14 protein-coding genes and 1 tRNA gene are annotated in these 14,163 nt (G+C 64.0%); 9 read left to right on the top strand and 6 right to left on the bottom strand.

Translation table 11 applies throughout. The annotated features are described in order from the left end of the window. Window positions 1–115: 115 nt before the first annotated feature. From waaF to ACAty_RS13010, 6 genes are read right to left on the bottom strand one after another with little or no spacing between them, the layout of a single operon-like run. Window positions 116–1,243 (bottom strand): lipopolysaccharide heptosyltransferase II, encoded by a 1,128-nt coding sequence (gene waaF / locus ACAty_RS13035; RefSeq protein ID WP_004869320.1) that lies wholly within the window; start codon window positions 1,241–1,243, stop codon window positions 116–118. Then, complete coding sequence (locus tag ACAty_RS13030) at window positions 1,240–2,010, bottom strand: RMD1 family protein (protein ID WP_004869318.1); 771 nt, start codon at window positions 2,008–2,010, stop codon at window positions 1,240–1,242. The genes waaF and ACAty_RS13030 overlap by 4 nt, the downstream gene beginning before the upstream one ends. Window positions 2,011–2,013: 3 nt before the next feature. After that, complete coding sequence (locus tag ACAty_RS13025; RefSeq protein ID WP_004869316.1) at window positions 2,014–3,402, bottom strand: FAD-binding oxidoreductase; 1,389 nt, start codon at window positions 3,400–3,402, stop codon at window positions 2,014–2,016. Next, window positions 3,399–4,469 (bottom strand): D-glycero-beta-D-manno-heptose 1-phosphate adenylyltransferase, encoded by a 1,071-nt coding sequence (rfaE2, locus tag ACAty_RS13020; protein WP_004869313.1) that lies wholly within the window; start codon window positions 4,467–4,469, stop codon window positions 3,399–3,401. The genes ACAty_RS13025 and rfaE2 overlap by 4 nt, the downstream gene beginning before the upstream one ends. After that, window positions 4,466–4,831 (bottom strand): YraN family protein, encoded by a 366-nt coding sequence (locus tag ACAty_RS13015; protein WP_004869312.1) that lies wholly within the window; start codon window positions 4,829–4,831, stop codon window positions 4,466–4,468. Before ACAty_RS13015 ends, rfaE2 begins: the two co-directional genes overlap by 4 nt. A gap of 1 nt (window position 4,832) precedes the next feature. Further along, window positions 4,833–6,671 carry a penicillin-binding protein activator gene (locus ACAty_RS13010; RefSeq protein WP_038472354.1) on the bottom strand — a complete coding sequence of 613 codons (1,839 nt, stop codon included), beginning with the start codon at window positions 6,669–6,671 and terminating at the stop codon, window positions 4,833–4,835. A 50-nt stretch (window positions 6,672–6,721) separates the two neighbouring features. On the opposite strand from ACAty_RS13010, the gene rsmI reads away from it, so the two are divergent. The 9 genes from rsmI to ACAty_RS12965 all read left to right on the top strand — a co-directional run bounded on the left by rsmI (window position 6,722) and on the right by ACAty_RS12965 (window position 14,145). Beyond that, complete coding sequence (rsmI, locus tag ACAty_RS15570) at window positions 6,722–7,642, top strand: 16S rRNA (cytidine(1402)-2'-O)-methyltransferase (RefSeq protein ID WP_014003585.1); 921 nt, start codon at window positions 6,722–6,724, stop codon at window positions 7,640–7,642. After that, a tRNA-Phe gene (locus ACAty_RS13000) sits at window positions 7,608–7,683 on the top strand. Before rsmI ends, ACAty_RS13000 begins: the two co-directional genes overlap by 35 nt. Window positions 7,684–8,034: 351 nt before the next feature. Beyond that, window positions 8,035–8,946 (top strand): hypothetical protein, encoded by a 912-nt coding sequence (locus ACAty_RS12995; RefSeq protein WP_070114477.1) that lies wholly within the window; start codon window positions 8,035–8,037, stop codon window positions 8,944–8,946. Between the two features lie 50 nt (window positions 8,947–8,996). Continuing rightward, on the top strand, window positions 8,997–9,287 hold the full coding sequence (locus ACAty_RS12990) for a Flp family type IVb pilin (RefSeq protein WP_241799208.1): 291 nt from the start codon (window positions 8,997–8,999) through the stop codon (window positions 9,285–9,287). A 60-nt stretch (window positions 9,288–9,347) separates the two neighbouring features. Next, window positions 9,348–9,638 carry a pilus assembly FimT family protein gene (locus ACAty_RS12985; protein ID WP_004869303.1) on the top strand — a complete coding sequence of 97 codons (291 nt, stop codon included), beginning with the start codon at window positions 9,348–9,350 and terminating at the stop codon, window positions 9,636–9,638. 128 nt (window positions 9,639–9,766) lie between these two features. Beyond that, window positions 9,767–10,045 carry a hypothetical protein gene (locus ACAty_RS12980; RefSeq protein WP_004869302.1) on the top strand — a complete coding sequence of 93 codons (279 nt, stop codon included), beginning with the start codon at window positions 9,767–9,769 and terminating at the stop codon, window positions 10,043–10,045. Window positions 10,046–10,075: 30 nt separating this feature from the next. Continuing rightward, window positions 10,076–11,830, top strand: a complete 1,755-nt coding sequence (locus ACAty_RS12975; protein WP_004869300.1) for a pilus assembly protein TadG-related protein — start codon at window positions 10,076–10,078, stop codon at window positions 11,828–11,830. A gap of 2 nt (window positions 11,831–11,832) precedes the next feature. Beyond that, window positions 11,833–13,191 carry a hypothetical protein gene (locus ACAty_RS12970; RefSeq protein WP_004869298.1) on the top strand — a complete coding sequence of 453 codons (1,359 nt, stop codon included), beginning with the start codon at window positions 11,833–11,835 and terminating at the stop codon, window positions 13,189–13,191. 9 nt (window positions 13,192–13,200) lie between these two features. After that, window positions 13,201–14,145 carry a hypothetical protein gene (locus ACAty_RS12965; RefSeq protein WP_070114484.1) on the top strand — a complete coding sequence of 315 codons (945 nt, stop codon included), beginning with the start codon at window positions 13,201–13,203 and terminating at the stop codon, window positions 14,143–14,145. Window positions 14,146–14,163: the final 18 nt, after the last annotated feature.

The raw sequence follows: 14,163 nt of genomic DNA, 5'->3' as shown, positions 1-14,163 counted from the left end.
ATCACCCCGGTAAATCTGTTCCGAGGGATACGACTTTACCCCTGCAATGCTTCGGCATTGCTCCTCCTCTGCCTCGCCCCGCACGTCGGGGCTTTTTTTGCTCTGGGGAGCGCGATCAGCCTTCCTCGGCAGGCAGGTAGGGTAGGACGCGTTCGACCCCCAGATCTTCCATACAGCGGTGGTGTTTGAGGGGGCAGTTCCGCTTGCCGCAGGGGCTGCAGGGAAGGTCCAGGCGTAAGGCCACGGCCTGCGGTGCCAGCGGCGGGGTCATGGTCAGAGGACTGGAGCCGTAGAGGGCAATGACGCGACTACCCACGGCGCCGGCCACGTGCATGAGCCCGGAGTCGTTGCTGACGGTGACACTGGCCAAGGAAAGCAGATCTACCGCCTCCACCAGGCTGGTCTTGCCGCCGAGGTCGACGACTTCCGGCACGGCGCTATGGATCTCGGCCGTCAGAGGGGCATCCTTTGGGCCGCCCAGAGCCCAGACCGTATAGCCTCTGCGCAGAGCTTCACGCGCCAGGGCAATCCAGTGGCGTGTCGGCCAGCGTTTGGCCGGGCCATATTCGGCCCCGGGAGCCAGCGCCAGGATGGGCCCGCCCGTAGCTAGCCCGAGGCGCTGAACCGCCTGCTCGCGCGCGGCGACGTCCACCCGAAGTCGTGGCGCCGGCAATTGACTGGGTTGGGGTAGGCGCCGCGGAATACCCAGTGCGACGTAGCGATCGACGGTGCGCACGAGCTTGCGGCGGTTCAGGGGGCGACGATCGTTGAGGAGCAGGAGACGCCCTTCCCCGCGAAAACCGGTACGCACCGGAATCCTGGCCCAGTAGGGAATCAGGGCGGATTTGAAGCTATTGGGCAGGCAAATGGACCAATCGTAGTCCGCGGAACGCAGGCGTCGCGCCCAGGCGCGACGTTCGCCCAAGGCCAGCCGGCCATGGCCTACGGTCGTCGCGTAGACGGTGCGGACCTCGGCCATGCGTTCCCCCAGAAGGGCTGCCGGGGCGGGGGCCAGAAGATCGATCTGCAGGCGCGGCCAGCGCCGCCGCAATACCTGCAGGAGGACCTGGGCCATGACCATGTCCCCCACCCAGGACGGGCCGACGAGCAGCAACTGGGCGGGATCGTTGCTGCGCGCGAGGCGCGTGTTGCGGAAAGCGGAATAGCCCCTTTCCAGGGGGTCGTCTTCGCCGCCGTCCGCCATCGGCGCGGCCATGTCTTCCACCGCTTCGATGTGGCTCATACCCCCTTGCCCATGAGCATGATCAGCGCTTCGAGGGCGATGAGGATGATGATGATCCACTCGAGGATGGTCTCGCGATTATGCCGGCTGGCGACGACGATGACCTCCAGACCCTCGCGGATGGCGTCCAGCTTTTCGTCCAGGGCGCGGAAACGGCTGGTCAGCTCCAGATCTGCCGAGAGCTCGCGGGACAGCAGTTCGAGCCCGGGGGTCTCCCAGACGATGTCGGGATTGTCCAGCACCGCCAGACGCGACAGGATTTCCGTGCGTGTGGCCGAGGTGGACGCCAGAAAGCGCAGGTGACTCCCCCGACGACCGGGCAGACGGCCGCTACGCGTCACCTCCGACAGCAGATTCAGGGTGGTCTCGAGGAGGGCCTCGACGGCCTCCTCGTGCAATTCCAGGGCAAGGCTCTGGGCGAGGCGCAGAGCCACGAGGAGCAGGCGCTCATCATCCCAGGCCTTCAAGACCACGCCGTCGCGGCTGACCCCGTCCCGCTCGCCCAGGCGAATGGGCAGTTCCTCCACGTGGGGCTCGGGAATGGGCTGGAACGTGCTCTGTATCCTCGCGATGACGCGGGCTTGGAGCGCTGGGCCGGCCTCGAAGAAGCAGATCACCCCAGCACGAAACAGAACGACGCGGGTATCCCCATCGCGCAGGAGCCGGTGGGCAGGGCTGTCGAAGACCGTCTCCATGTCGAAATCTTCCGCCCATTGCTTGAGGGCGATGTGACGCACCGGCTGGATGGCGTGGAGAATGGGTTGCACGGTTCAGTCCGCAGGAAACAGTTTGCCGGGGTTGAGAATGCCGTCCGGGTCGAAGAGTCGGCGAATGGATCGTTGCAGGGCGAGGCTTTCGGGGGATAGCTCCAGGGAGACGAAGTCGCGTTTGACGCTGCCGATGCCGTGCTCTCCGGACAGGGTCCCGCCCAGCGCCAGGACCTTACGAAAAAGACTGCGCAGACCCTCGTGGGCGCGGGCCATGAGCCCGGCATCGCTGGGGTCCACCAGAAAGTTCACGTGTAGATTTCCGTTGCCTGCGTGGCCGAAGCTGACGATCTGCAATCGCTCCTTGCGGGCAATTGCTTCGATGGCCTCCAGCAGTGCGGCCAGTTGGGTCACGGGCACGACCACGTCCTCATTGATTTTCAGCGGCGCCATGGCCTTGGTGGCTGGTGACAGGGCCTTGCGGGCTTGCCACAACCGGGCGATGGCGTCGGGCGCCTGCGCGTCATCGCACTGCAGCAGGCCGGGTCCGTCCAGGGCCGAGCGCATGGCCTCAACCTGGCGCGCTAGGGTCGCACGGTCCCCGTCCACTTCCACCAGTAACAGGGCCTGGCTCGCGGCCGGGAGGTCGGTGGCGGCGCCCATTCCGCGCACGGCCGCAAGGGCGTGCGCGTCCATGAATTCCAGGGCGCTGGGGGTGACCGACTGGGCCATGATCCGGGCCACCGCCGCGCAGGCGCTGGCGGTGCTGGCAAAGGCGGCACGCAGGGTGGCGCGGCCCTCGGGTTTGGGGAGCAGGCGCAGACTGACCTCGGTGATGAGGGCAAGGGTACCCTCGCTGCCCACCAAAAGGCGGGTCAGGTCGTAGCCCACCACCCCTTTGCTGGTGCGCACGCCGGTGCAGAGGGTCTCTCCGGTGCCGGTGACGGCGCGCAGGCCGAGCACGTAGTCCCGAGTCACGCCGTACTTGACGGCATGGGGGCCCGCCGCATTCATGGCCAGGTTGCCGCCGATACGGCAGTAGGGACTGCTGCCGGGATCCGGCGGGTAGAACAGACCATCGCGCTCCACGTGCGCCTGGAGGGCTCCGGTGATGCAACCCGCCTCCACCGTGATGCGACGCTCTGCGGGAACGTAGTCCAGGATGCGCTGCATGCACTCGAAGCTCACCACCGCGCTCCCGGGCACGGGCTGCGCCCCACCGACATTACCGGAACCCGCACCGCGTGCCACCAGAGGCAGGTGGTGGCGGCGGGCGAGGGCAACGATGGCCTGCACCTCGCTGTGGCTGTGGGGAAACAGCACCACCTCCGGCAGGCAGCGCCCGGGCGTGTCGTCGGTGGCGTAGAGTTCGCGGGTCTGTGGGTCGTCACAGGCACGGTCGGGACCCAGGGCTGCGCGCAGGGCAGCAATGGTGTTGGCGATCTCGCTCACGGTGCAGTCTCCCGTATTCGGCGCAGTAGAGCGGTGGTGCTGCTCTCATGGCGAAAGGGAATGCTCAGGACGCGTCCGCCCCGCCGCAGGACAAAGTCCGCGCCGACGATGGCCTCCCGTGGCCAGTCACCACCCTTGACCAGAATGTCGGGTTCCAGGGTTTCTATGAGCCCAGCGGGGGTGTCTTGCGCGAAAGCCGTGACGAAATCCACCGCCGCGAGGCCAGCGAGGACCGCCATGCGATCTTCCAAGGGATTGATGGGTCGGTCTGGGCCCTTGCCCAGACGCCGCACCGAGGCGTCGTCGTTGACGCCCACCACCAGACAGCCGCCTTGGGCGCGCGCCTCCTCCAGCACCTGCACGTGCCCGCGGTGGAGGATATCGAAGACGCCGTTGGTGAAGACCAGTGGCCGGCGGTGGCGACACATCGTCCGCAGGTTTTGCCAGTCGAGCTGAATTTTGTCCGTCGCCACACTTTCCCCGCCCGTGGGCTCGGCCAGGGCCGCATCGATGCCCGCGCAGAGCGCGTGAATGAGCAGCAGATGGATTTCCTGGATACGCGCGGTGCGCTGGTGCGGCACGCGCAGCTCCAGATCCCCTGGACCCAGCAACTGTCCCAGCCGTCCGCCGTCGCGACCGGTGAAGGCCAGTATCCACAGGCCCTGGCGCTGGGCCGCGGCGACCGCGGCGAGGATGTTGGCGGAATTGCCGGAGGTGGTGAAGGCCACCAGGCAGTCGCCGTGGGCCCCCAGTGCCTCCACCTGGCGCGCGAACACCCGGTCGTAGTGATCGTCGTTGGCAATGGCCGTCAGCACGCTGCTATCGGTGCTGAGGGCAACGGCCGGCAGAGCCTGCCGGTCCCCCTCAAAGCGGTTGACGAGTTCCGAGGCGAGGTGCTGGGCATCGCCCGATGAGCCGCCGTTGCCGCAAGCCAGCACCTTCCCGCCGTGGCGCAGGGTCGCCAGAAGGCGGCTCAGAGCGCTGTCCAGCGGTACCTCCAGGCCGTCGAGCTGGGCGAGACTTGCCCGGTGTTCGTGCAGGTGCTCCTGCCAGATTGATCTCGTCATCGGCTCTCCACCCGAAAGGCATCGCGGATCCAGTCGGCTTCCCGATCCGCATCCAGGGCGATGACGTCAAAGCGGCAGGGACGCAGGCGCTGCTCCGGGTGGCGCAGCAGGTAATATTCGGCCGCGCGAATCAGCCGCCTTTGCTTGCGTAGATTGACGGAGGCGGCGGCTCCTCCCTGGCGATCGTGGGCCCGACTGCGGACCTCCACGAATACCAAGGTCTCACCATCCTCAGCAATGAGGTCGATTTCACCGCTTCGGCAGAGGAAATTGCGTGCCGCCACGCGCAAGCCCTGGGCCTCCAAGAGCGCCTGGGCGCGGTCCTCGGCCTGACTGCCCCGTTGCTGCCGCGGCGATGGCATCTCAGGAACCAGCCGCAGGCAGTTGGGCAAGACCCTGCACACCGCCGGGACCGATCTGTACCCAGTGCATGGCGCGATGGATGTTTCCGTGTGGACCAAAGTGCAGTCGACCCGTCACGCCATCCACGGGATCGGTCGTTTCCTGCGCCAGTATGGCCTGCGTCAGGGCATAGGCATCGAGCCCGACGCCGGCCAGCTGCCACTGTGCCGGGCTGGCCTGGGGGAGCTCCTGGTGCAAGAGGCTCCGCGCCTTGCTGTCCAGAGGCTCGCTGTGCATCGCCCAGGGGGTTTCCAGGCTATAGATGGGGCCTCGGGCGTCGGGCAGGCTCGGCAGGCCATCGCCAGCGTCGGAAGCGACGACAAAGATGGGGATGTTGGCGTTTACGGCACGGATGGCCGCTACCGAGGCGGCCAGATCACCCTTGCCCGCTACCAGGAAAACCATACTGTCCTGACCACTTACCCCAGCCAGAGCCTGTTGCACGGCACCATTCAGGGAGCCGCGTCCGGGGATGAAGCTCGCCACGCCAAGCACCGAACCTTTCTCTTGCTTCCAGCGCGTCAAAAAGTCCGCCTGGATGCTGGCGCCACTGGAATCCTGCGGATACAGGATGGCGGCCTGGCGATAACCGGCGTGGTAGGCGTCCACCGCAATCTGCCGTGCCGCATCGCCACGTCCCATGGGGAGCTGGTACAGGCCGCTCTGCGTCAAACCCTGTACCTCGCCGAGGCTCAGGACCGGGGGGTCCGAGGGCTTGCGGACGCTGGCCACGGCGCGGATATCCTGCTCCAGCCAGGGTCCCACGAAGGCCACACAGCCCGCCTGCACCCCGCGCTGAAACAGCACCGAGGTGAAGCTTGGGTTGCCGGTGGTGGCGATGAGGTGGATGGGTGGTCCAGCGCGCAGTTGCGCCGCCGTCTCCAGCCCCGCCGCCAGGGCCTGGGACAGGGGCGCGTAGGGCGCCGATTGGGGGAGCAGGGCACAGATGTCGCCGCGGGCATCGGCCCTGGCGCTGGGCAGGCTCCCGCTGGCGGACCAGTGGATGGCAGGGTGCCCCGGGTGCTGCTGCAGCCACTGGGCGAAGGCCGCCTCGCGCGCCGCCGGATCCGGATTCTGCCGGGCGATGAGGGCAAAGGCCAGCCACTCCTGGACGATGGGATTGCCACTGCGTCCCTGCCAGTTCTTCAGTTTGGCGCTGGATTGGGCGTCCAGCAGGGCGCGGATGCGACGATGATTTTCCGCCTTGTCCGGACCGGCCAGCAGGCTGTCGCGCTGGACGAGGAAATTCAGGGCGGTCAAGTCGTGATTTTCGTTGCGGAAGATGGTGGCCAGGGTCCCCAGAGCTTCGGCGCGCACCTGCGGCGGGGTGCTGTCGATGGTCAGCAGCTCCTCCAGATTGCCCTTGGCCTGGTCCGTCTGTCCCTGATTCATGAGTCCGCGGGCGCGGACCCAGAGCGCCTCGCCGCGCAGCTTTGGATCGTGAGCTAGACGCAATACCTCGTCGGCCAAAAGCACCGCCACCTGGGGTTTGTTGCCGGCCAATGACGCTTGGGACGCCTGCAGCAGATAGGCCACCTGCGCATCGCCACGGGTCTCCCCCGCCGCCTGAATGAAGGCCTTGGCGGCGGCAAGGTCGTGGCCCTGCTGTTGGAGCCGTTGTGCCTGGGCCGCCAGGGCTTCGGGAGCAGAGCTTTGCACCGGTGCCACCGTCGCCGGGGCAGGCGCCTCCCTCGGCTTGTTGGCAGATTGTGGCATACTGGCGCAGGCACCGAGTCCCAGTGCCGCCAGCAGAGCCAAGAAAATGCGCAATCCCGTTGCGCGCAAGGACGGTCCGTTCATGCCCAGAGTTTATGGAGAAAGGAGTAAGCATTCAATGGAATTCGCCCCCCGTGAGCACTGACGCCGCCCACGCCGGTGGCGCCGGCGAACTCTACGTGGTGGCCACACCCATCGGCAATCTCGACGACCTCTCGCCCCGTGCCGCCGCTACCCTGGCGCGGGTGGATCGTATCCTCGTGGAAGATCGCCGCCACGCCCAGCGCCTCCTGCAACACCTGGGTATCCGCCCGCCCACCGTCGCCCTGCACGAACACAACGAGCGCGAACTGCTGCCCAGGATCCTCCAGGAACTGCGCGAGGGCGCCCGGCTGGCCCTGATCTCCGATGCCGGCATGCCCCTCATCTCGGACCCGGGCTTTCCGCTGCTGGCGGCATTGCGACAAGAGTCGGTGCGGGTGACGGTGATTCCCGGGCCGTCCGCCGTCACCGCCGCCTTGGCCTTGTCCGGATTGCCCAGCGACCGTTTTTGTTTCGAGGGCTTCCTCCCGGCCAAGGCGGGCCCGCGCCGCCGCGCCCTGGAGCAACTGAAAACGGAAGCGCGCAGCATCGTTTTTTACGAAGCGCCCCACCGCATCCTGGATGCCCTGGCGGACCTGTGCGCGCTCTTTGGACCACAACGCGCCGCTGCCCTGTGCCGGGAGCTCACCAAGGTGCACGAAGAGTGCCTGCGCGCCGACCTCGGCACTCTGCTGCGTACCCTGCAGGAAACCCCGGAAAAACAGCGGGGTGAAATGACCTTGGTCGTGGCGGGCGCACCGGCCAGCACGCCCGAGGAGGCGCAGGTGCAGGCGCTGCTGCGGCCACTACTGGCCGAACTGCCCCTCACCCAGGCGGTGCGTCTGGCCGAGGCCCAGAGCGGACTGCCCCACCGCCTGCTCTATCAAAGCGCCTTGGCCTTGACTTTGCAGGCCTCTCCCGATTACATTGCGGCCCTTAGCCCAGGTAGCTCAGTCGGTAGAGCAGAGGACTGAAAATCCTCGTGTCGGTGGTTCGATTCCGCCTCTGGGCACCACCTCTACGCCTTGGTAGCATCCTGCTCCCTTGGGTGTTCGAGGGGTGTGGTCCGGCCCCGGCCCAGCCATTTCCCTGACCATCCTCGCCACCTCGCACCACCCCAACCACGCGCCGGTCATCCTCGAAGACCATGCTTGCTCCCGCTTGGGTTCCCTCCACCCCCATGCTCTTGGGGATGGTTCATCTCCCTTAGGCCCCAAAAAATCGCCCATTTCGTCAAACGATTTTTCTATATAAGTGTTTTATATAAAAAAATATAACAAGAACGCGCTTCATAATACTGTCACAATCGCCCGTTATACTACTCCACATGAAAGGGCTCTGAGCCCCAGTGAGGGAGCGTATTTCCGTGAGCGATGCGTGGCTCCGCCTGTTCCGGCGGACGGATGAGGCAAGTTCTTCAGCGGGTGTGGAGGCGAAGATTCGCTTTCTGCCGCCCGAGGGGGAGGTGCCCATTTACCAGCCCCCCCTCGTGGATCGGCAATTCATCCGCCTGGTAGCAGTGTACCGCGTGTCGTGGGCGCCCGGAAGTCGTCATCCATTGGTGGAACCCTGGTGGCGACGCCCCAGCTCCCGCTGGCCCCGGTTGTCCCGCGCCTTTTGTCTCTGGTTGCGCAACAGCGCTGGGGAGTCCGACGCGCGCCATTGGGTCGCCGAAGATACCTTCTGGCGTTTGCGGCCCTTGCACGGCCAGCGTTGGCGGCTGGCCGCCCAGGTCCGTCTGCAGCCCGGTGTCGATCGGGAGCGGGCCATGCAGTCGGTGGATACCCTGCTAACAGCGGTGGTGCGTACCGTGCCCTTCGTCCCTGCCATCCCGGCGGAGGATCTCCCCATCCTGCGCGCCTATATGCGTGGTCAGGAAGGAGAAGCCCTTGCCCAGGATTGCGGAGTCGAGGTGCCGGAGGTGAGGCGCATCCTGCGCCGCGCCCGGGAGCGCTTTGGGGTAGGTGCACAGCGCGATCTGCGCCGGCGCCTGTGGAATGCCTACGCCCGCCGCCGCGCCGCCTTTTTTGCCGATGAGGTCCTCAAGAACATCGCCGTGCTGGTGCTTCTGGCAGCGGCCTGCGTAACCGCGACCCCAGACGCCCTGGCGGCCTCCGCGACCGCTGAGGATAAGGAACCGAAGCGAGAGGAAAGCCGCGTTGCGGCCCCAGTGGCTGCTGCGACCGCGAGTCCGGATCGGGCCACCGGGGAGACCGCTTGTGGTGCAGGGCAGGAGCGTTTTCGCCAAGGCGCGGCTTTCTGCCGCGGCAGGACATAATCGCGTTGTCTAGTGGTATTCGTTTGCAGGTACGGAAGGAGGTGACGGTCGTGTTTATTGGCTTTATGGATAAGTCCCGCAAGGAGCGGGGCCAGGGTATGACGGAGTATCTCATCGTGGTAGCGCTCATCGCCATCAGCGCCATTGCCGTGTTCTCCAATTTTGGTCGGACCATGCGCAACCAGGTGGCTGGTTTGGCCCACGAGCTCGTGGGTACGGACTCCACCAAATACGGCGTGAAGTATGCGCAGAAAGACGCCGGTTACGCCAACGATGCGGCGAGTAAGCAAAAGACCATGGGCGATTACTCGTCCACCAACATTTTGTCCAAGCAGAAGTGATTTTTTTCTTGCGTAAGCAAGGCGGTGTTGTTTCTCTGTCTCTCATCTAAGGAGGTTGTCATGAAGCAGAAGTTTGTTGCGGTTCGTAAGTCGGTTCGCGAGGCTGGTCAGGGCATGACCGAGTACCTCATCGTCGTGGCTCTGATCGCCATCAGCGCCATCGCCGTGTTCTCTTTCTTCGGTCAGACCATGCGCCACCAGGTGGCGGGTATCGCCGCGGAGTTGGCGGGTGAGGATTCCGCTCAGAACGTTAGTAACGCCAAGGGCACGGCCAGTAGCGCCAACAGCAAAGGCACCCAGCCCAAGAACATGGGCGACTACAGTTCCGCCAAAATCCTGAACGGCAAATAAGAGCAACTTGCCGATCGGGCAATCGCGACCGCTTCGGCGGTCGCCTTTTGGGGCTGGGGCTCGCCCCCGGGCTTCAGCCCCAAAAGGATGGGAATGACGCCGTCTGTTGCGGCGTGGTTGGAGGAAACGTGCGCAATGAAGAACGTGGTCAGGGCATGACTGAGTACCTTATCGTGGTCGCCCTTATCGCCATAGCCGCTGTCGCCGTCTTTTCCCGTTTCGGTCAGACCATGCGCTATCAGGTGGCGGGCATCGCCGGCGAATTGGTGGGTGTGGCACCACCCAAGTCCAGCAAAAGCGACAGCGCCCAGGGCAAGGCCCGCAAGGCCGCCAAAGCAGCGGATATCGTCAAGGGTATGGACAACTACGGTGCCACCGCAGATCTGGGCAAAGCCGGAGCAAACTGAATCGGGATTTAGGCAAGTCGGGAGGACGCCATGGCGAACAGCAGGAGCAACCAACAACGTGACGGAGCACGGCGCCGGTGGCGCTTTCTGCCCCACAGACCCCGCGGCGAATCGGGCCAGGCGGCCATCGTCGCCGTACTCCTCATACCCGCCGCCATCGCCGGGGTCCTCCTCGTCTTCAACACCGGCCAAGTCACCGCCAACAAGCTCAAGGTCCAGAACGCCGCCGACGCCGCCGCCTACGCCGCCATGGACCTTCAGGCCCGGCAAATGAACCTCGACGCCTACCTCAACCGCGCCATGCTCACTAACCAAATCGCCATGGGGCAGGCGGTGAGTATCGTCTCTTGGTCCCGTTACGTGGGCCACGTCGGGGAAAACATCAAATATCCCTTTGCCATCTATAAAGGGATCGCTCACCTCATCGACATATTCCTTCCCGGGGTCGGGAGCGCTCTGGCCCAAGGCCTCGATGGCTACCAAAAACTCATCGAAGTCGCGGCCAAGACGGCCAAAATCTCGGGCGAAGCTTATGGGACATATATCGGCGTCGGAAACCTGTATGATGCGCTGTATGCCGGTGCCTCTCAGGCGTTCAATCTCGCTTTAGGGGAATCCACGCCAAAAGGGGCGGTCCAGCAGACCGTTGTCCAGGTCGTCAAGCTCAATGCCGGTCCCAACGCGCGCGTGCTCAATTACGACTCCGTCACGGGCTACGCGACCCTCATCGCGCCCTACTGGAACGCGCGGCGCAATTACGTCACGGATTGGGGCGGAAATGCGGATGCTGGTGGCAGAGACCCCGGTGGCCGCCCCCGCATGGCCAGCATGATCATGGAAGGTTCGCGAGACTTCGTAAAAAAACGCGACCACGATGTGGGTTTCCCCCTTTCCTTTTCCTTCACCACTTTCGGTCTTCCGCCGGGTGTCCGGGCGGGTACCTACAAGGGCGGTGGAAGCCAGCTCGCCATGGATGCCAGCGGCAACTACGTGTGGTCCGGTGCGGATACCATCAGCACTGGGATCGACGTAAGGGGTTTCTGTGGCAGGATCTTTCCAAGACCGTGTTGGCAAAACATCTACAGTCAATCTTGGGGCTGGGGTGGCGCGTGGTCCGAACCAGCGCTCGGGACTTTCAATTACTACCGATCGGACTTCCGAAATAGAAACTGGTCTTACCCCTATATGGAACAAAACAGCGCAGTTCCGAAAAGTTTAACGTCCAGAGCAGGCGTGGTCTACCGAAACGACTGGTCCCGGGATGGGCGAGGCATGAATCAGGTCGTCCGGGACTACTCCGGAAAGTTGCTTACCGACAGCTTACCGGATTTCGGAGTAGGCCGTGGCGCCCACAACCACAAAGGGATCGCCCGCTATCGAGACCTGAAATGGCAAACCACCGACTCGTCCGGCAAATCCGTCACGCGAGATCAGGTGGACCTTACGGACACCGCGCCCCGTTACGTGGTCGTAGTGGATCTTCCCAGGAATAACGTCCGCGACTCGGCCACAGCCTTGGGCATCAGCCACGATCCCGACGCCAATAACCCGCGCCTTGGGTGGCTTAACATGCACCTCGAGACCCAAGGTGCCGGCAGAAATCCGGGCGTGCGCGCTGCCGCCGCCGCTCAGGTCTATTTCCGCCGCCCGGCTGAACTCTGGCCACGACGTATTGATGGCCTCGACGAGCGCGCCAATCTTTTTAGCCCCTTCTGGACGGTGCGCCTCGTCGATCTGACCGCTCAAGAGAGAGCTTTGGTTCTCGCGCTCAATCAGGCGGAGTGAAAGTGAAAGGGATCCGAAAAATAAGGCGCAACATCCAGGTCCTGTCCTGGACTCTCACGGCCTTGCTTCCTTGCGCGGCTCTGGCCGAGCACGGTCTTGACCTCTCCATCCCGAAGGCCGCGCCGCCGTCGGCGCTGAAGATCGAACGCAAGGGAGCCGGTGATCCGTATCCAGAGGCGGATGCGCTCCTGCGACACAACATGGCGCGTATTTTGGATGGCGATTGGCAGGGCCTGCGAGCCCACGATAACTCCGGCGCCGTCTACTCTGGCTCCTATTTCCACCCGGACCCCCGCCTTCAGCAAATGGAAGATCGCTTGACGGCCGGACTTTTGAAATGTCAGGGCATGGAATCGCAGAAGTTTCTGCCCGGCGTGAGCCTCACGGATGATCTGCACGACTTTGTTCTGTCCTTGTCTGCTTTACAGGCGACTTTAGCGCTCCGAGGTCAGCTCTTTGCGCCGTGGGGGGTGCGGGATTGGAAAGCCTTACGCTGGTCTACGTACCTCGATGCCGATGTTTCTGAGGGGGACGGTGGTCTAACGTACGTGCAAACCCGCGCCCAGGGTTTCCAGCGAGTCGTTTTCTTCATTACCACCGCCTCCCCCCGTCAGGTTCACGATGCCGTGGTGCAGCTCGCGGCGCTCCGGGGGTACGAGGAGGTCCGTTTTCCCAAAGTGCCGGGCGTGCATGTTCCTCCCGGCTTGGCCGTGCTGAAACAGCCGGTCACCCCCCACGTGTTCAACAATGCGGCTCTTTCCGTGAGCACCGATGAAGATCGAGCAGAAGATCGGGCAGAAGCAGCCACGTTCAAGAAGTTGGCCGCTATGAAAGTGGACTGCCTGATCACCGATGAGCTGGGGAGGTCATGGTTGCAAACGGTGAATCCCGTCACGGGCAGACGTTATGAACTTGGGGATCTGCGGTTTGGAGCTCTGGTGCAGGGATCGGCTATTCCCCTGGGAGAAAAGACCGAGTATTTCACCAATGCCCACGTCGCGGATCGGCTGGCCCGCGAGCGCAACATGACGCCGGAGCAGATCGTGGCGGAGCGGAACGCCTTGGAGGAGCGCAAGCTCCGGGAAGCGGCGAAAAAAGCGCCTCATTTTCGCGCTCACTTGGAAAAATCCAAAGAACTCATGCTCGAGGCGGCCGCAGCCGATAAAGCGTACGGCGAGACGACACCTGCACTTCGAGCGGAAATGCGGTCGGCCCTTTCACGCGCGGGGTTTTCTAAGCAGTCCATTGATTATGTGGACCAACTGCTCGCGGGTGTCGGCGAAGCCGCGCAGCGGGCAGCGGATTATGCCAGAACCTATGCCGATTATATCGCTCGCCGTCTGCAGTCCTTCTGGGGGTGAACCATGCGCATGAATTTGGCCGATAAGGCGAACACACAGGAAGAATCCTTGATACCAAGGCGACATCGGTGGAACGCGGGCCGTATTGCCAAAGGCGAAGGGGGCCAGGCCTTGACGGAAACCGTGGTGGTAGCGGGCTTTATCCTGGTACCGCTGTTCATCTTGGGAATCTATGTGGGGAAATGGGCTTATTTGCAAGACCGCGCCATCGAGGCGGCCCGCTATGCGGCCTGGGAGCGTGTCGTCTCCCCAGCGACGCCGCCAAAGAACCGGGACTGGGTCTCCCTCAAGTCTGACGCCGATCTTGCCAATGAGGTGCGCATCCGCTTCTTCGGTGGACGTGCCGAGCGCTTAACCGCCGTCACGGGCAGTGCCGCCGCCGCCGATCTTGCCAAGGGTTCGAGCGACGAGCCTCTGTTGCGCAAGCACGACGGCGAGCCCCTTCTCGTCAAAAGGGAAGAGAACATCACCGTCAACACCCGCGAGGAAGCCTTTGACGGCGGTTGGGCCAATCGCGCCATGAACGCTCTGAACAGGCTGGCGGGCAACCCCATGGAGATGACCGGGCCCACCGTCACCTCGGTGACGGTGTCTGCTGCGGGCCTGCCGCAACGTATCTTCCGTGAGGTGGGTCTGGGCAATCCCCTGCAATTCAAAGCGCAGGCGGCCGTGCTGGCGGATGCGTGGACCGCAAATGGGGAACAGGAAGAGGAGAGGCTGCTTCGCCAAGGATTCATGAGCAAGCTGGACCTCGCCTCGCGCGGAAAGATTCCCTTTTATGGTGCCGCCAAGGCACTTTATTACTTGGGGCTACCTTTGGGCGGTCTGTTCAACGAGGTGAAGGATTTTGTTGTGGACGACGAACACGCCAACGATTTGCGGGTCGATACGTCCATCCAATTCGGCGACCGCCTCCAACCGACGCCCGCCATACCCCCCTACAAAGGACCGTGATATGCGTTGGGGAGTCGC

Source organism: Acidithiobacillus caldus ATCC 51756 (genome assembly GCF_000175575.2).
GTDB classification, from domain to species: Bacteria; Pseudomonadota; Gammaproteobacteria; order Acidithiobacillales; family Acidithiobacillaceae; genus Acidithiobacillus_A; species Acidithiobacillus_A caldus.
Note: the sequence above shows the minus strand (reverse complement) of the source record. Positions and strands in the feature narration are given on the sequence as shown.